Source organism: Pseudomonas abieticivorans, from assembly GCF_023509015.1.
GTDB classification, from domain to species: Bacteria; Pseudomonadota; Gammaproteobacteria; order Pseudomonadales; family Pseudomonadaceae; genus Aquipseudomonas; species Aquipseudomonas abieticivorans.
This window is the reverse complement of sequence record NZ_CP094975.1, coordinates 5,507,712-5,525,399: the sequence shown is the minus strand read 5'-3', so window position 1 is coordinate 5,525,399 and position 17,688 is coordinate 5,507,712. Positions and strand designations below refer to the sequence as shown.

General features: G+C 62.1%; 15 protein-coding genes. 6 read left to right on the top strand and 9 right to left on the bottom strand.

The window, feature by feature from the left end; genetic code table 11:
* Positions 1-211 precede the first annotated feature (211 nt).
* Positions 212-529, bottom strand: coding sequence for a hypothetical protein (locus L9B60_RS25110; protein ID WP_249680137.1), 318 nt, complete (start codon positions 527-529; stop codon positions 212-214).
* A gap of 227 nt (positions 530-756) precedes the next feature.
* Positions 757-1,494 carry a GntR family transcriptional regulator gene (locus L9B60_RS25105; RefSeq protein ID WP_249673667.1) on the bottom strand — a complete coding sequence of 246 codons (738 nt, stop codon included), beginning with the start codon at positions 1,492-1,494 and terminating at the stop codon, positions 757-759.
* 116 nt (positions 1,495-1,610) lie between these two features.
* Here L9B60_RS25105 and L9B60_RS25100 point away from each other — a divergent pair, with 116 nt between their 5' ends.
* Positions 1,611-2,966 (top strand): class-II fumarase/aspartase family protein, encoded by a 1,356-nt coding sequence (locus tag L9B60_RS25100; RefSeq protein ID WP_249673666.1) that lies wholly within the window; start codon positions 1,611-1,613, stop codon positions 2,964-2,966.
* A gap of 68 nt (positions 2,967-3,034) precedes the next feature.
* Positions 3,035-4,336, top strand: coding sequence for a C4-dicarboxylate transporter DctA (gene dctA / locus L9B60_RS25095; RefSeq protein ID WP_249673665.1), 1,302 nt, complete (start codon positions 3,035-3,037; stop codon positions 4,334-4,336).
* Positions 4,337-4,339: 3 nt separating this feature from the next.
* Here the strand turns inward: dctA and L9B60_RS25090 are convergent, their stop codons facing one another.
* The 5 genes from L9B60_RS25090 to L9B60_RS25070 all read right to left on the bottom strand — a co-directional run bounded on the left by L9B60_RS25090 (position 4,340) and on the right by L9B60_RS25070 (position 10,937).
* Positions 4,340-5,659 carry an ABC transporter ATP-binding protein gene (locus L9B60_RS25090; RefSeq protein WP_249673664.1) on the bottom strand — a complete coding sequence of 440 codons (1,320 nt, stop codon included), beginning with the start codon at positions 5,657-5,659 and terminating at the stop codon, positions 4,340-4,342.
* Positions 5,660-5,661: 2 nt separating this feature from the next.
* The gene (locus L9B60_RS25085) at positions 5,662-7,404 is read right to left on the bottom strand and encodes an ABC transporter permease (protein ID WP_249673663.1); all 1,743 of its coding nucleotides are present in this window, start codon (positions 7,402-7,404) and stop codon (positions 5,662-5,664) included.
* 118 nt (positions 7,405-7,522) lie between these two features.
* Positions 7,523-9,160, bottom strand: a complete 1,638-nt coding sequence (locus L9B60_RS25080; protein ID WP_249673662.1) for an ArnT family glycosyltransferase — start codon at positions 9,158-9,160, stop codon at positions 7,523-7,525.
* Between the two features lie 40 nt (positions 9,161-9,200).
* Entirely contained in the window at positions 9,201-9,941 is a 741-nt protein-coding gene (locus L9B60_RS25075) for a CatB-related O-acetyltransferase (protein ID WP_249673661.1), read from the bottom strand.
* Between the two features lie 105 nt (positions 9,942-10,046).
* Positions 10,047-10,937: a bestrophin family protein gene (locus L9B60_RS25070; protein WP_249673660.1), complete on the bottom strand. Its 891-nt coding sequence runs from the start codon at positions 10,935-10,937 to the stop codon at positions 10,047-10,049.
* Positions 10,938-11,448: 511 nt separating this feature from the next.
* Between L9B60_RS25070 and L9B60_RS25065 the strand changes: the two genes are divergently transcribed.
* On the top strand, positions 11,449-12,378 hold the full coding sequence (locus tag L9B60_RS25065; RefSeq protein ID WP_249673659.1) for an IS110 family RNA-guided transposase: 930 nt from the start codon (positions 11,449-11,451) through the stop codon (positions 12,376-12,378).
* 149 nt (positions 12,379-12,527) lie between these two features.
* On the opposite strand, the gene L9B60_RS25060 is transcribed toward L9B60_RS25065, so the two are convergent.
* Positions 12,528-13,088 (bottom strand): UPF0149 family protein, encoded by a 561-nt coding sequence (locus L9B60_RS25060; RefSeq protein WP_249673658.1) that lies wholly within the window; start codon positions 13,086-13,088, stop codon positions 12,528-12,530.
* A gap of 170 nt (positions 13,089-13,258) precedes the next feature.
* On the opposite strand from L9B60_RS25060, the gene L9B60_RS25055 reads away from it, so the two are divergent.
* The gene (locus L9B60_RS25055) at positions 13,259-14,152 is read left to right on the top strand and encodes an alpha/beta fold hydrolase (protein WP_249673657.1); all 894 of its coding nucleotides are present in this window, start codon (positions 13,259-13,261) and stop codon (positions 14,150-14,152) included.
* 63 nt (positions 14,153-14,215) lie between these two features.
* Complete coding sequence (gene lspA / locus L9B60_RS25050) at positions 14,216-14,722, top strand: signal peptidase II (RefSeq protein ID WP_249673656.1); 507 nt, start codon at positions 14,216-14,218, stop codon at positions 14,720-14,722.
* A gap of 20 nt (positions 14,723-14,742) precedes the next feature.
* On the opposite strand, the gene L9B60_RS25045 is transcribed toward lspA, so the two are convergent.
* Positions 14,743-16,374, bottom strand: coding sequence for a methyl-accepting chemotaxis protein (locus L9B60_RS25045; protein WP_249673655.1), 1,632 nt, complete (start codon positions 16,372-16,374; stop codon positions 14,743-14,745).
* A gap of 186 nt (positions 16,375-16,560) precedes the next feature.
* Here L9B60_RS25045 and L9B60_RS25040 point away from each other — a divergent pair, with 186 nt between their 5' ends.
* Positions 16,561-17,406 (top strand): LysR family transcriptional regulator, encoded by an 846-nt coding sequence (locus L9B60_RS25040; RefSeq protein ID WP_249673654.1) that lies wholly within the window; start codon positions 16,561-16,563, stop codon positions 17,404-17,406.
* Positions 17,407-17,688: the final 282 nt, after the last annotated feature.

The following is a 17,688-nucleotide window of genomic DNA, read 5'->3' as shown; positions in this document are numbered from 1 at the left end:
TTGGCTTGGCGATCCTCTGCCTGATCGCCGTGTTTGGCGTGGGGGCTTTTCTGTTCGATTTCCTGAGCGCGCTGTGGGCTGGCCGGCGCAAGCGCGATTAGGCCTTTTACCCTTGTAGGAGTGGCTTTAGCCGCGAAACGCGCGACGCCGTGTATCAGGCAAACCGTGGCGTGCTTTTCGCGGATAAATCCGCTCCTACGGGCAGTAAGGTTTACAGGAACACCGCCGACAGCATGCCCAATGCCCCCAGGCAAAACCCGATCAGCGCCCCGCGCCCCGGAGCCTCGGCAAACAGGCACCAGATCACCAGCGGTTCGAGCAGCAGCAAAGAAGTCACCGACACCACGGTGATCAGCCAGATGTCCCCCACCGCGACAAACCCCAGCCAGTAAGCGCCGATCAGGCAAAAGCCGGCGAAACACATCACCGCCACCGGCAGCGCGAGTTCCGCCCAGGAGGTCTGCCCGGTATGGGCCAACCGGGCCGCCACCACCTCGCTGTAAATAGCGCAAAACTCGCCCAGCACCATCAACCCTATAGCAGAAACTCCGAGTAACTCTTTGGACATGTGACGAACCCCTTTGCATTGAGAGCCAGATTTTTCAGCTCCCACGCCGTAATCGCTCCACTCACGGAGCCGTTCTGGCCGTGGGCTGGGGTGTATTCCGGTTCGCTCAGGTGGTAACAGGTGAACATGTCCATTTCCTTATTAAACAGGGTTGGCCGCCAGTATAGGCAGGCTATTGGATTTTGGGGTCAGCCTTGAGCCTTCTCCCGCTTGAGTTGCGTGACCAAGGTAAAGCGATCGTCCGGGTGGATGGTTTCCGAAGCCACCATGAGTTTCCCTTCGTCATCCCGGTACTGTCGCAAAATATTGAGCCCCGGCGAACCCACTTCGGCGTTGAGTGCCTTGGCAATCTCCGCACTCAGCAGCACTGCACGTACCTGCTGGTCGACCACATCGATGTGGCGGCCAAAGTGCTGTTCGATCAACGCCGCGATCAGTTGGCCGGGATGCTGTTCGGCCAACTCGATCACGGACGAGTACTGCTTTAGCGCGTAGACATCCGTCCAACACAGCGGCGCCAAGGCGTTTTCACGATCGACGCGGATGCTCGACACGCAAAAATAATGCTCGCCCGGTTCAAGGCCCAACCGTCGGGCCTGGGCAATGTCGGCGACGAAGTGGCTGACCTGCTGAATGCTGCGCACCTGGGTTTCAGCCAAGTGCGCGAGGTCTGCCACGGTGGCCAATGACTGTGAATAGCCGCCACGGGGCGCGGCCGCCTCAACCCGGGTACCGACCTTTTTGCGCCGCGACACCATGCCCTGGGTCTGCAATTGGCTGATCGCCGCCCGCACCGTGTGCCGGCTGACCTCATACAACTCGCACAGCTCGAACTCAGTCGGCAGCAGCGAACCCACAGGGTAGCGCCCGCTGGCAATCCCCTCCATCAAGTCCTTTGCGATCACTGCGTAGCGCGTCTCGCTCATACCTTCCGTCAGCCCAGAGTTTTTAACGAGTTGACAGTGTACCAGCCAGGGCGCAAGAATTATGTACGTACATATATATTATGTACGTTCAATAACAACATAATCAGGATCACGCCATGTCCACTACTGTTTTCGATTCCGCCCTGTTCCGCGACATGTTCGGCACTGCCGAAATGCGCCAGGTGTTTTCCGACCAAGCCCTGATCGAACGTTACATCGAGGTGGAAGTCGCCCTGGCCCGGGCGCAAGCGCGCTGCAGCGTGATCCCGGCCGAAGCGGCCGAACAGATCGCCGCGCATTCCACCTTCGCGGCCTTGGACATGGCATTGATGCAGCACGAAACCGAAATCGTCGGCTACCCGATACTGCCCTTGGTCGAGCAACTGTCGAAGATCTGCGGTGAAGCAGGCCGCTACGTGCATTGGGGGGCCACCACCCAAGACATCATGGACACCGCCGTCGTACTGCAGGTACGCGCCGCGCTGGCCTTGGTAGCGCGTGACATCCAAGCGGTACGCGGGCTGCTGGCCGACCTGGCCACGCGCTTTCGCGACACGCCCATGGCTGGGCGTACCCATCTGCAGCATGCCCTGCCCATCACCTTCGGCTACAAGTGCGCGGTATGGCTGAGCATGTTCGACCGGCACGCCGAGCGCTTGGTGGAACTGCGCCCACGGGTAGAAGTCGGCCAGTTTGCAGGCGCCGCTGGCACATTGGCCTCCCTGGGCAACAAAGGCCTTGAAGTGCAACACGCGTTGATGGCCGAACTGGGCCTTGGCGTGCCGCAGGCCACTTGGCATGTGGCCCGCGATGGCCTGGCCGAAACCCTGAATTTCCTCGGCCTGGTCACAGGCTCGCTAGGCAAAGTGGCCCTGGACGTCATGATGATGATGACCAGCGAACTGGGCGAAGTGTACGAGCCGTTCGTCAAGGGGCGCGGCGCCAGCAGCACCATGCCGCAAAAACGCAACCCTATCTCGTGCGAGCTGATGTACGCCGCCGCCAAGGGCGTGCGCCAACAGGCCGGGTTGATGCTCGACGCCATGATCCAGGACTTCGAGCGCTCCACCGGCCCTTGGCAAGCGGAGTGGATTGCCATCCCCGAAGCCTTTGCCCTCAGTGCAGCCTCCCTGGGCCAGGCCAAATTCATGCTAGCGGGGCTTGAAGTGCGCCCCGAGCGCATGCGCAAGAACCTGGACATGACCCAGGGCCTGATTGTCGCCGAGGCCGTGATGATGGGGCTGGCCCCTGCGCTCGGCCGCCAGGTGGCCCACGACGTGGTGTACGCCGCCTGCCGGCTGGCCAACGACGAAGGCCTGAGCCTGCTCGACGCCTTGCTGGCCCAGGGTGAAGCCACCGCGCAGTTGGACATCAATGAACTCAAACGCCTGACCGACCCTGCCAACTACCTGGGCCTGGCCCCACAGATGGTCGACATCGCGCTGGCTCGCGAGGGCTCCGTCAAACGCTGACCCAGCCGGGCCCTACCTGTATCGGGCCCTGCCTGTCGCTCGCCAATAACAACAACGAGATTGCAGACATGTCCACTCCCAGCAAAAAACCGTTCTACAAGGACCTGACCTTTCAGGTCGTCGCTGCCATGGCGCTCGGCATTGCCTTCGGCCTGGTCGCGCCGGAACTGGCTGCCAGCTTCAAAATTCTCGGTGACATCTTTCTAAAGCTGATCAAGACCGCCGTGGCGCCATTGGTATTTTTCACCGTGGTGCACGGCATCGCTTCGGCCGGTGATATCAAGCGCGTGGGCAAGGTGGGCTTGCGCGCACTGATTTACTTCGAACTGGTGTCCACCCTGGCGCTGGCGATTGGGCTGTTGTGGGGTAACCTGCTGCAGATCGGCTCGGGCATGCACAATGCCCACCCTAGCAGCGCCGCCGCAGCCGCGGCCAGTGCCGCCGTGGCCAAGGGGCACGCGCCGGCCTCGACGTTGGACTTTATCTACGGCATTTTCCCGGACAACTTCGTCGGCGCCTTTGCCGGCGGGCAATTGCTGCAGGTGTTGGTGATTTCCATCCTGTTCGGTTTTGCCTTGCTGGCACTCAAGCCTGAACGTCGCGAGGTGATCGAGGAGGGGCTCAACCGCATCTCTGAATGCTTCTTCGAGTTCATCAACCTGATCATGAAGTTCGCCCCGCTGGGTGCCTTCGGCTCGGTGGCCTATGCGGTGGGCAGCAATGGCACGGCGGTGCTCATGTCGCTGGCCAACCTGGTGCTGATGTTCTACGTGGGCGTGGCGTTCTTCATCTTCGTGGTGCTGGGTGCAGTGTGCCGGTTATCCGGTTTCAGCCTGTGGCGTTTTCTGAAATACATCAAGGATGAGGTGCTCATCGTGCTCGGCACGGCCTCTTCGGAAAGCGCCCTGCCCCGACTGCTGCAGAAACTGGAAAAATTTGGCTGCTCCAAACAGAGTGTCGGCCTGGTGCTGCCCACCGGCTATGCGTTCAACCTGGACGGCACCTCGATCTACATGTCCATGAGCGTGTTGTTCATCGCCAACGCTTACGGGGTGCCGCTGACCTGGGAGCAACAACTGGGCATCGTCGCCATCATGCTGGTCACATCCAAAGGCGCCGCCGCAGTGTCGGGTGGCAGTTTTGTGGTGTTTGCCGCCACCGTGACCGCCATCGGGGTGCTGCCAGCCGAGGGCTTGGCGTTGCTGTTCGGGGTTTATCGGTTCATGTCCATGGCCATTGCCACCTGCAATACCATCGGCAACAGCGTGGCGACGGTGGTGGTGTCCAAGTGGTCCGGCGAGTTTACCGAGCAAACGGCAAAGGCCGAGTACTCACGGGTACTGGGGCGCCACCCACAGGCGGCGCTTTAGCCTTTAGACCGCCCCCTCCACATCCTCCAGGCTGAAGGTTTCACTGTGGTCGTCATAGGAGAATATCTCCGCGTAACGCCCCCAGGTGATCACGCTTTCCAGCGTTTGCTCGACAAAGGCTTCGGTCAGCGAGTCTTCCAGCTCCTGTTCAAAGCGCACCCGCGGCGCACGGTGGCCGCGGCGCTCCTGGAGGATCTGGCGGATGCGCGCGGCCAGCGGCACGTGCTTGAGCAGGTGTTCGGCGAACAGCGCCTTGCGCTCCTGGGTGCCGTATTCGGCGAACAGTTTGCCCGGCTCGGTCAGGCTGATGTCCGGGCCCTTGAGTTCGGCAAAACCGAGGTGCTCAAGCATCTCGGCCACCGGGAACAGGTCGTCCACCTCCAGCAGCAAGCGCTCGGCCACGCTCGATAGACCGGCCTGGCCATGGTAGGGCTCGGCCGCCAGTGCCTCGGCCAGGCCCGACATCAGGTTGGTCGACACCTCGCGCAAGGGGCTGCCCACCTTGAGTTCGGCCTTGCCGGTGCTGGCGTCGGCGCTGCGCCGGTCAGTCATCAGGGCGTAGATGTCATCGATCATGGTGCGGAACGTGGGGTCCAGGCGGTTGCGCGGCTGTGCGAACGGCACCTTGATCTCGGCCACCACCCGGCCTGGGTTGGACGACAGCACCAGGATGCGGTCGCACATCAGCACCGCCTCCTCGATGTTGTGGGTGACGATAAGGATCGACTTGATGGGCAACTGCGCGTCGTTCCACAAGTCCAACAGGTCGGTGCGCAAGGTTTCGGCGGTCAGCACGTCCAGGGCCGAGAACGGCTCGTCCATCAGCAGCAGCGTCGGGTTCACCACCAGCGCCCGGGCAAAGCCCACGCGCTGGCGCATGCCGCCGGACAGTTCGCGCGGGTAGGCGTTTTCGAAACCGTCCAGGCCGATCAGGTCGATGGCCGCCAGCGCCCGTTTGCGCGCTTCGCGGCGCGGCACTTGCAAGGCATGCAGGCCGGCTTCCACGTTCTCCAACACGGTCAGCCAGGGGAACAGGGCGAAGGTTTGGAACACCATCGCCACCCCCTGCGCCGGGCCGTTCAGTTCGGCGCCGTTGTACAGCACCTCGCCGGACGAAGGCTGGATCAAGCCGGCAATGATGCGCAACAATGTTGACTTGCCGGAGCCGGAGCGCCCGAGCAGGCCGACGATCTCGCCTTCACGCAGCACCAGGTCGACGTCGCTGAGCACTTGCAGCGTTTCCTTGCCCTTGCCAAAGCCGCGGCTGACCTTACTCAGCGAATAGATCTGCGCGGCGCCGGTGTGTTCGGTGAAAGTATTCATGCTCAGTTCATCCGCAACTTGTTTTCAGCGATGGCATACATGGGCCGCCAGACCGCACGGTTGAAGGCCACGACAAAGATCGACATCACCACCACGCCCAGGGTGATCTTGGGAAAATCACCGGCCGCCGTGGTTTGTGCAATGTAGGCGCCCAGGCCATGGGCAACCACCTTGTCCTGCCCCCAGGAGACGAACTCCGACACGATGCTGGCGTTCCAGGCACCGCCCGAGGCCGTGATGGCGCCCGTGACGTAATACGGAAATATCCCCGGCAACATCACCGTGCGCCACCATTGCCAACCACGGATGCGGAAGTTGGCCGCCGCCTCGCGAAAGTCGTTGGGGAAAGCACTGGCCCCGGCGATCACGTTAAACAAAATGTACCACTGCGTGCCCAGCACGATCAGCGGGCTGAGCCAGATGTCCGGGTTGAGCTGGTAATGCAGGATGACGATCACGAACACCGGGAACAGCAGGTTGGCCGGAAAAGCCGCCAAGAACTGCGCCAGCGGCTGGATCTTCTCGGCCAACTGCGGGCGCAGGCCGATCATCACCCCCAGCGGTACCCAGATCAGCGAGGCGGCCAGGATCAGCAGCACCACGCGCAACAGCGTAATGCAGCCCAGGCCCATGACATGGCCGAACTCGGCCAGGGTGACCTCGGTGCCGATGTAAGTGAGGATGTGGTACAGGGCATACAGCGTCAGCAGGCCGATGGCGATGCCCCACACCCAGTCGATGACTTTGGAGGTGGCCGGGCTTGCGGTCAGTGCCCGGGCACTGGCACGTGGCAGGCTCAGGCGCTTGTTGCCGATGCGGCTGAAACGCCGGGTGATCGGCCGCAAAACCAACTGGATCAGGCGTGTGCGCTGGATCAGGTTCAACACCCAAGACTCCGGCGCGCCGGCCTGGGAGGCGGTGTTTTCCATGCGGAACTTATCGGCCCAGGCCACCAGCGGGCGGAACAAAAACTGGTCATACAGCAAGATCACCACCACCATCGCCACGATCACGTAGCCCACCGCGTGCAGGTTTTGCTGCTCGATCGCGGTGGCCAGGTAGGCGCCCACGCCCGGCAGGGTGATGGTCTTGGAGCCGACGGTGATGGCCTCCGACGCCACCACGAAGAACCAGCCACCGGACATGCTCATCATCATGTTCCACACCAGCCCCGGCATGGCGAACGGCACGTCCAGCTTCCAGAACTTCTGCCAGTTGGACAGTTGCAGGTTATCAGCCACCTCGCTCAGGTCGTGCGGCAGCATGCGCAACGACTGGTAGAAGCTGAAGGTCATGTTCCAGGCCTGGCTGGTGAAGATGGCAAAGATCGCCGCGCACTCGGCGCCCAGCACCCGCCCGGGGAACAGCAACAGGAAAAAGGTCACGGTAAACGAGATATAGCCCAGCACCGGCACCGACTGCAGGATGTCCAGCACCGGCACCAGCAGCTTTTCGGCGCGCCGGCTTTTGGCCGCCAAAGTGCCGTATACCAGGGTGAACACCAGGGATGCGAGCATGGCCGCGAGCATGCGCAAGGTGGTGCGCATGGCGTACTCGGGCAGGTTGGCCGGGTCCAGGGAGATTTGCTGGCTCTGCAAGGTGGATATCGGCGCCCAGGTCTGGTGCGCGCCGATGGAAAAAAACAGCAGGAAACCGATCACCAACGGCAAGGCAATCAGGTCCCAGCGGTTGGGCAATAGCCGCAGCGTGGTCGCCGGGATGTAGTGGCGCATGACCTTGTTCATATTTGGCACTTCCGGCGGGCAACGTCACGGGAAAGGTCTGGCGCTGACGCGCGGAGTATAGGAGTCAATGTGTTACAAAAACATAAAATAACCGTAACCCGTAAGCTGGCGTTCAGCTTCACTGCAAATCAAACACCATGAACCCGGCGCCGTTGAACCGCCCTTCCAGCGCAGGCTTGTGCCCATCCAACACGGTACCGGCCAGCGCGTCCTGATCCCTGCGCCCCACGATCACCCAGGCCGGGCGCGGCAACGCCGCCAACGTGGCGCTGTCGTCGGCACTGATAAACAGCGGCTGCTCATCGTGGCCCAGGTTCATCATGTAGCGCACCGCCCAGGTGTCCTTGCCCAGGTTGAAAAACACCAATGGCCCCGGCGTGCTCGCGCGCAAACCCTCCACCTGGCCCACGAACGCCTGGGTGTCGAACTGCCGGTCGAGCGAGGGCTCAACCAGCTTGACCAGCATCAGCCACTGCGCCGCCAGGGCCAGCAGGCTAAGCAACACCAGCCGCCGACCCGGTTCACTGACACGGCGCCACGCCCACACCGCCAAGCCTTGCAAAACGGCCAGCACGCCGACCAACAGCGGCAATGACACCTGTGGCCAGAAGCCGTGCTTGAGCCACAGGTGCCGGCAGACAAACCCCACCGCCATACACAGCAGCGGCAAGACTGCGACCAGCCACTGGTAAGCCTGACGCACTTTGCGCAGCCAGCCCTGTGCCTGCAATAACCCGTAGGCCGCCACGGCGGCGAACAGCGGCACCATCGGCAGCACGTAATAGGCACGCTTGAAGTGTGGCACCGACAGGCCCAACAAAATCATCAAGCCGCAACCGCCCAAGCGGATCGCCAACTGCAGGTCAGCGTCCTGCCCACGCAGCGCCCAACGCGAGCGCAGTGCAATCAGCGTGGCCAAGGCCAGCGGCACCACCGGGAAATAACGGTACAGGCTCAACTGCAAATAGAAATAGAACGGCTCGCCGCTTTCGTCCAGCCGGCCGGTCACCTGCATGGTCGACACCTGCTCGGCAAAGCTGTCGCCGCCGCTCAGGCGCGCCAGCTTCATCAGCAGCCACCAGCAAGCCAGCAACAGCGCCAGCCCGATCACGCCGTTCAAGGCGATTTTCCTGACGACCTGCACGGTGTCGGCCCGCGTCTGGCGCACCGCCAATGCCCACCAGGTACAGGCCACGCCGCACACCTCGATCAAGCCCAGCGGGCCGCGGATGGCAAACGCCAGCGCGAACAACGCGAACACCGCGTATTGGCGCCACCGCGCGCCCAGCCGTTCGGCGCTGTGCAGCAGGTAAAAGCAGGCCAGGCACAACAGCGCGCTCATCTGGTCCAGGCATACCGCCCGGGATTTCTCCAGCCACTGCGTGGTCAGGGCGGTCAACAGCACGGTCAACAGCGCCCAGTGACGACTGCTGGGTGCCAACAGCCGATACATCACGGCAAGCCCCGCCGCCGAGGCGATGGCGGTGGGCAACACGTTGGCCAGGTGATTGGGCGCACCGAACAGGCGGGCGCACAGGTAGCTGAAAAAGGTCGCGGTACCGGGGTAGTCCGGGTACGGCTGGCCGTAGGTGGTGGGGAACAGGCTGGGGCCGTGGCGGAACATCTCTTGCAGGAACAACGCCCAACGGCCATCGAACCCCTGGGGCTGCTGGGCCCAGATGCCCCACGTGCACAGCAGCAGGGCCACGAAGAAAATCAGTGCTGATTCAAGCCGAATCTGATGTTGCCGAACCATCGCCCACCCGTTAAGTCAGTCGCCCCGTCAGGGCGCCATGCTAGCGAGTTGCGTGGCCGCCTACCGTGAAGGACTCTTCAGCTTTGCCCGGCGCAGATGACAACTGCGGCCGCTGGCGCGCATAGGCGATAAAGCCCTGGATGTCGGTGCTGCACAAGTGCGCCCCGGCCGCGACGATGTCGGCATGGGGCCAGTCCCACCAGGCGATCTCCAGCAGCGCCTCGCGCTGCTCCTGTGGGAAACGCCAGCTAAGGATTTTCGCCGGGTTACCGCCCACCACCGCATAGGGCGGTACATCGCGCACCACGTGGGCATTGGCCGCCACCACGGCGCCGTGGCCCACGGTAATGCCGGAGAGGATCGTGCAGTTGGAGCACAGCCACACGTCATTGCCGATCACCACGTCGCCGCGGCTGAAATCATAGCGGTCCAGGGGGCCGGCCTCGGGCATGTAGTACGGCACCGGGTAAGTGGTGACCCACTCGGTGCGGTGGTGGCCACCCAGCAGGATGTGCACCCGGTCGGCGATCGAGCAGTAGGCGCCGATGCTCAGCTTGGCGTCTTCCTTGAAGTCGTGCACTTCAGGCACGCCGTAGCTGCCACGGCCGTAGGGGATGTGCGGGTACTTGTGGGCAAACCAGGCCGCGCCCTGCTCGATGCGCGGCAGCTTGCGGATGGCCTTCTTGACCCGGCGCTCGGCCGCTTGCGCGCTGAAGTAGCGCTGGTGCAGCCATTGCGCGGCAAAACCGCCGGCCAAGCCCAGGATCAGGATTTCAAGCATGAGGTTTTCCAGTACGTATTGGTTACAAAAGTACCAAGACTACTGCGCAATGTAACAATGTGCAAAAACGTGCAACACATCGACGCCGGGGCGAGCGGCGTTGCCTCAACCGATCCGCTCACCGCCCAAGGCATCGCGCTGCATGGATTCCAGGTTTTTCTCGATGGTTTCGCAAATGGCGTCCATCTTGATTTGATGCTCGCTGACCCTGAACGGGCTCTGCAGGTCGGTACCGATGCGCTCGATGGCCAGCAGCATGAAGCCCACCACCGTGGAGGCCAGCGGCGTGAACCAGCCCAGCGCCTCCACCAGCCCCACGGGCACGATCAGGCAGAACAGTGAAATGAACAGCCGCGGGAAATACACATAGGGGTAAGGCAGCGGCGTGTTGGCGATACGCTCAAGGCCACCTTGGCTGTTGGACAAGTCCACCAGGGTGGACTCAAGCCGCGCCAGGCGAATGCTGTCCAGCCGCCCGGCCTTGTACTCGCCGGCCAGCAAGGCCGCCGAGCCATTGAGGATGTCGTTGGCAAAGTTGTTGGAATTGCCGCGCCGCTCGAACTCGATCGCCGGCACGAACGCGCTCAGCTCCTGCGGGCACGGCACGCCCTTGAGGTGCGCGGCCAGGCTGTTGACGTAGGCCACGTGGCGGCGCAACAACGTGGACTTGACCGGATTAACCTCACTGCCCGGGTCATCCACCAAGGTCAACACCTGGCGGGCGAAACTGCGCGAACTGTTGACCAGCGCACCCCACAACGTGCGCGCCTCCCACCAGCGATTGTAGGCGCTACTGTTGCGAAAACTGATCAGCACCACCAGCGCCGAGCCCAACAGGGTCAAGGGCATCAGCGGCAAGCTGATCTTGTTGTCGAGAAACAGCATGAAATCAGCGGTAACCACGATGTCCCAGATCAATAACCAGAACAGCGCCCAGCCCACATAGCCCAGGGTCTTGACGATCAGGCGGTATTTCTTGGCGATGGCTTCTTTCAATGCAAAACCTCAAAGGCGGGAAAACGAACGGCAACAGGGGTCGGACGCCATCTCGCACACAAGGTTCGCCACAGGCTTTTGTGCAGGCCGCCAGGCGGGCGCTGATCATTTTTTGATCATGCCTGATCAAGCCCTTATTTCATTGGTGTTTGGCTGGGTTATCCACAGAGATACCCACGATTTTCGGGGACAAGTTCTGTAACGATTCACGCGCCGGGCCGGCCGTAGGAGCGGATTCATCCGCGAAAAGATCGCTGCGGTTTACCTGCGCCGGCGCGTTAAGGCCTTCGCGGATGAATCCGCTTGTATCTGCAGAGGTGGTTAGACTTTGAGGTGAGAGCGGTGAGTAGCAAGCTGTTAATCCGTTGTGCTTGAAGCACGTGTAGGAGCAAAGCTGCTACCCACCTCTTCACTCTGGCGATAAAGCCCGAACAGTTGAACGAGCACCACTCGAATACAAGCGTGGGCCACGCCAGAGCGCTCTCACTCACAAGTGTAGGAGGGTCTGGCCATGTTGTCTTGGATTGGGATCGACGTTGCAAAAGCTAGCCTTGAAATTGGAATCAAGCCTCAAGGCATCACTTTCACTACTTCAAACGACCACGAGGGCCTAGCCCAGCTAGAGACTTGTCTTGGCCAACTTGAGGTCGGGCGAATTTTAATGGAGGCGACCGGCGGATACGAAAAGCTGGCTCTGCGCACGCTTCAGAAGGCTGGTCACAACGCCGTTTGTATCAATCCTGTTCGGGCTCGCCAGTTCGCAGAGGCGATGGGCAAAAGAGCTAAAACGGACAAGATTGATGCATTGGTCTTAGCCGACTTCGCATCGAAAATCGACGATTGTCGCAGCCAGGCATCGACTCCGGAGCGCGATGAGCTCAGGGAGCTGGTCAAGCAGCGTGATCGGTTCGTCCAGCAGCGTGATGACAATAAGCGTCGGCTCAAGCAAGCCAACTCGGCGGTGGTCATCGCCAATTTCAACCAGCACATTAAGCACTTGCGCGAGTTGATCAAACAGCTGGACAAGGTAATCAAGCAAGCCACGAAAAGCGTGGACTCCGACAGAGCGAGGCAACTGATGTCGGTAAAAGGCGTCGGCCCTGTCACAGTGGCAAGCTTGCTGTGCTACTTGCCAGAGCTTGGCTCACTGGACCGACGTGAGATAGCGGCCCTGGTCGGTGTGGCGCCCTATAACAACGACAGCGGCAACCGCTCTGGGCCGCGAAGTATCTGGGGTGGCCGAGCAAAAATGCGACGAGTTCTATACATGGCGTGCTGGGCTGCCATCCTGAGCAACCCGGAATTCAAAATGCGCTATAGCACGTTATGTGCGCGCGGAAAGTGCTCTAAAGTCGCTGTAGTAGCCTGTATGCGAGTATTTATCGTGAGGCTCAATGCGATGGTCAGGGATGGCACGGCCTGGAAGGCACAAGCGGCATGAAAGACTTGATCGCACTGAAAAGCAAAGCTTTGCAGTGCGATCAAAATTTAAGGCGGAAGACAGTTGCTCCTACAGAGAGATGCCTGCCCTGTATGGAGCGGATTGGTCCGCGAAAAGCTCACTGCGCCCGTTGATGCAGGTGCCCGGGATCAGGCCGAGCGCTGCGCCGCCCAGTAATCATGCAAGGCCACTGCCGCCGCCTCGATGGCCGCCACGCGCTGCTTATGCAACGCCACGTCCAAGTCGTCGGGCAGTTCAAAGTTATCCTGCTCGGCGCAGAACGAAATCGCCTCGAACTGCGCAGCCTCGGCCGCTGGCAACGCGGGCCACTGGGCCACCGCGACGCCGCGCAGGTAGCCAAAGCACCACTCCTCGGCCAAGGTCAGTACCTGGCCTTGGTGTTCGGTTTGCTCCAAGCGCGCCTTGAAGGCTGTTGGGTCAAGGGCCAACTGGGTCGCCAGTGTATTGATGTGGCGTACGCACAAGTCGATGAACTGCTTGCCCTCCTCCGGGCTTTCCCAGTCCGGGTTCTGCCCACCCCAGATCGCCGGGAACCACTGGGCAATGTCCACTTGCGCGGGGCTTGAGACCAGCGCGGTGAAGTAGCCGTCGAGCTCCGAGGGGTTGAGCACGGAGTGGTCGTCGCCATGCTTCATCAGCGTGTCGTCGATGAACTCGAAATCACTGGGCGTAAGCGGTAGGTTTTGCATCACAAGATTCCTTCGCAGCTCAGGCACTGCACGAGGTTTGAGTAAAGATGAAAAAAGGTCGTGGAGGATGCCGCGTGCGCAGGTTTTTTTCCAGCGTGCAAAAACCCTTTTCAATAGCGGCTTGGCTGGGTTCAACTGGCCAAACACCCCGGCCACGAGAATGCCCGCCGATGTCAATCGAACACTTTCCTGGTTTTTGGCCGCTCGAGGTCGACACTGCAAACGTTTCCTTTCGCGGCGTCATCGGTGGCGCAGGGCCTGCGCTGCTGCTGTTGCACGGCTACCCGCAAACCCACCTGACCTGGCGCTACCTGGCGCCCGCGCTTGCGCAGCACTTCACGGTGATCGCACCCGACCTGCCGGGGTACGGCGCCAGCCGCACGCACAACCACACCCCGCGCTGGAGCAAACGCCGCGTGGCCCAGGCGTTGCTGGACATGATGGCGCAACTGGGGCACTCACGGTTCGCCGTGGTGGGGCATGACCGCGGCGCCCGCGCGGGGTACCGGCTGGCGCTCGACCACCCGCAACACGTCAGCCACTACGCCTCACTGACCGTGATACCGACCCTGGACATGTGGGAGCGGGTAGACAAGGCGTTTGCCCTGGCCCAGTACCATTGGTTTTTTCTCGCCCAGCCCTACGACCTACCGGAAACCCTGCTGCAAGCCAACCCGGACGCCTTCATCGAGGCCGCGCTGGGCAAAATGGCAGGCGGGCTGGACAACATCGACGGCTATGCGCTGGCAGCTTACAAAAAGGCCTTCCGTGACCCCGAGGTGCGCCATGCCATGTGCGAAGACTACCGGGCGGCGGCGGCAGAAGACACCGAGCATGACGCGGCAGACCGCGCCGCTGGCAAGCAACTGCAATGCCCGGTGTTGGTGCTATGGCCCCAGGCGCAGCGTGCTGCCCGCACCCCCCTGGAAGTCTGGCGGGGATGGGCCCGCGAGGTCAGCGGCAAGGGCATTGGCGGTGGGCATCTTCAGCCCGAAGAGTCGCCACAGGCGGTGCTGGCCCAGGTGCTGCCTTTTCTGATGCAGCCCGCTAGCAGTACCCCGTAGCGGCTACGTTATATCTGCTACCATCGCCGCCGTTTCATTGGACAGGGTCATACAGGGGGTTACATGCAGGTACGCAGCACAACAGGTCGGTTGGTATTCTGGATATTCGCCTGGGTGGCGGTGGATCAGCTTTCCAAGTATTTTTTCAAGGCCCTGCTGGCCTCAGGCGAGCAGATTTCAATGCTGCAAGGCAGCTTCGTGCTACTCCCGGCCTACAACAGCGGCGCCTTCCTGAGTGCCGGCGGCGCCATGCCCGAGACCGTGCGCAAGTACTTCTTCATGTACGGTATCCTGGCCTTCCTGGTGGGCCTGTTTGTGTGGTGCGTGCGCGCCAAAAAACTGAAGCCCCTGGAAATATTTGCCTTCGCCAGCATGATCGGCGGCGGCCTGAGCAACGTGATCGACCGCTTCTGCTACGACGCCAGTGTCTTTGACTTCCTTAACCTGGGCGTCGGCAACCTGCGCACCGGCATTTTCAACATTGCCGACGTCGGGATCATGGCCGGAGTGATCATTCTGGCGGTCAATAGCCTCGTCGCGCGGCGCACGCAATCGGCCGCGCAAGGTTGAGCCGGGCGTCGCCTTTGCCGTCACACCCTGAACTGGCGCAACAAGCCGTTCAATTGCTCGCTCAAGCCGCGTAACTGCACGCTCGCCACATTCGATTGCTCTGCCGCCTGGGCGGCGTTGCGCGACAGTTGCGCGGCCTGGGTCACGTTCTGGTTGATGTCTTCCACCACGTGGGACTGCTGCAAAGTGGCGCTGGCAATGGAGGCGTTCAGGCCATTGAGGTTGCCCAGGGCCTGGCTGATCGAGGTCAGGCTCTGCCCGGCCAGGTGGGCTTGTTCGATGGTCAGTTGCGAGGAGCGGCTGCTGTCACCAATCACCTTCACCGCCGCGTTGGAATGGCTTTGCAAGCGCTCGATCATGCCCTGGATCTCGGCCGTGGATTTTTGCGTGCGCTGCGCCAGCAGCCGTACTTCGTCGGCCACCACCGCAAAACCACGCCCCTGCTCGCCGGCCCGCGCGGCTTCGATGGCGGCGTTCAAGGCCAACAGGTTGGTCTGTTCGGCGATCGAGCTGATCACCTCCAGCACGCCGCCGATCTGCGTGCTTTCACTGGACAGCGTGCGGATCACCTCGACCGCCTGGCCAATGGTGCCGGACAGGTGCTCGATCTGCCGCAGGCTGCCGTCGATGTTGGCCTGGCCCTGCTGCGCCTGGGCCTGGGCGTCGCGCATTTCGCTGGCGGCGTGCTCGGCGTTTTTCGCCACGTCCTGTACGCCGTACGTCACCTCGTTCACCGCCGTGGCCACCAACTCCATTTGCTGGGATTGCTGCTGGCTGCGCGCCTGCGCCTGGTCGGCATTGGTGCCCAGCTCGCTGGATGCCTGGCCCAGGCCCACCGCCGAGTGCTGCAGTTCGCCGATCACCCGGCGCAATTTGGCAGTGAAACCGTTGAAGTGGGTAGCCAGTTGCGTGACTTCGTCGCTGCCATGGGTTTCCAGGCTGCGGGTCAGGTCGCTTTCACCACTGGCGATATTGGCCATCGCCTGCACCGCCGTGTTGAGCGGGCGCACGATGCTGCGCGCAATCACGATCAACAACAGCGCCATGATCAGGACGATGCCAACGGCGATCGACGCGGCCTTCCACACTTGCAACTGGAACTCGGCCTGTACGTCATCCACGTACACGCCCGAACCGATGATCCAGCCCCAAGGTGCGAACAGGCTGATGTAGGAGGTTTTCTCCACCGGTTCGCTGGCACCGGGCTTGGGCCAGCGGTAGTTGACCATGCCCGCGCCCTGGGCCTTGGCCACGCTGACCATCTGGTTGAACACCTGCACCCCGTCCGGGTCCTTGATGCCCGACAAGTCCTGGCCCACCAGCTTGGGGTTGGCCGGGTGCATGATCATCACCGGGCGCAGGTCGTTGATCCAGAAGTAGTCGGTCTGGTTGTAGCGCAAGCCGCGCACGGCCTCCATGGCTTGCTGCTGGGCCTGTTCGCGGCTCAGGGTGCCGGCCGTTTCCAGGCCGTGGTAATACTCCAGCAGGCCATTGGCGGTTTGCACCACGTGCATGGTCTTCTGCGCCTTGGCATCGTAGAGGTCGTCATGGATTTGCTTGAGCATGGCGCCTGCCATGACCAACAGCATCAGCACCGCGACCACGAGGATGAGCCAAAGCCGTCGACTGATCGAAAGATTGCGCATGTTCATAGCCCCTACCCCATTGGTTATTCTTGTCGTTGGCCTACTTGAATCGGCGTGACAGGAGCAAACCTGAAGGGGCATCCGGGGTTTGCGACGAAGTGTCCTGCTAATAGGCGTATCTGCCCTCTGATATCCACCCCCATGGGGCGCGTGTTACCGTCACCAACTGCCCACTGCCATGCTTGCGCCGACATGAAAATGCCCGACATCGAGGCTATCCAGGCATTCGTCCTGGTGGCCGAGCTCAAGAGTTTCACCCGCGCCGCCGACCTGGTCGGGGGCACCCAGGCTGCCATCAGCCAAAAGATCAAGCGATTGGAAGAAGGCCTGGGCCGCCAATTGCTCGAGCGCACGCCGCGCAAGGTGACCCTGTCATTGCACGGGCAAGCCTTCCTGGACAGCGCACGGCGCCTGCTGGCCAGCTATCAGGACGCGGTGAACTGCTTCGACTCACCCAAGCGCACCCTGAAGGTGGGCGTCAGCCATCACATTGTCGGCGCCGACCTGAGCCAATGGCTGCGGCGCCTGGCCAACACCGACCCACAGGTGGTGGTGGCGTTCAGCCTGGGCACCTCGCGGGACATGCTGGAAAGCTATGAGCAGGGCAAACTCGACGTGGCCCTGATCCTGCGCCATGACAACCGTCGCCAAGACGGTGAGGTGATTGGCTGCGAACGCTTTGGCTGGATGGCCGCGCAGTCGTTCGAGCTGGCGCCCGGCGCGCCGTTGCCCCTTGCGATCCAACCAGAGCCCTGCGGCATGCGCAGCATGGTGATGAGCGCGCTGCACACGCAAAACCGCCGCTGGGAACAAGCGTTCGTGGGCAGCGGCATCCTGGCGATCGGCGCGGCGGTGGGTGCCGGCATCGGCATCGGCGCCATGGTTGGGCGCATGGCACCGGCCGGCTGCGTCGATGTGAGCGAGCGCTTCGCCCTGCCGCCGCTGCCCAGCCGTGACGTGGTGCTTTATACCGCGCAGCGCGATGCCCAGGCCCAGCAGTTGATCCGGACCCTGAGCGCGGACATCGCGGGCGGCTGAATCAGAAGAATAACTGCCCCGCCCTGGCCACCGCCAAGGCAATGCCGGCAATGGCAAGACCTGTGAATACAAAGGCGGCGAGGTGTACCAATACGGCCGTGCGGCGCGTGTCCATGAAGGCTTCCTTGAACGGGACGGGAGGCCAAAGTATGGGCAGCGCCGGGGTGGCGAAACAGCCGGCGCAGGCTATTTCAATGATAAGCAACGGCGATCATTGGCGCGCTCAACGCCACCGCTTCACCCGCACATCCAGCAACACGGCCAGGGCCAGCGCGCCACTGG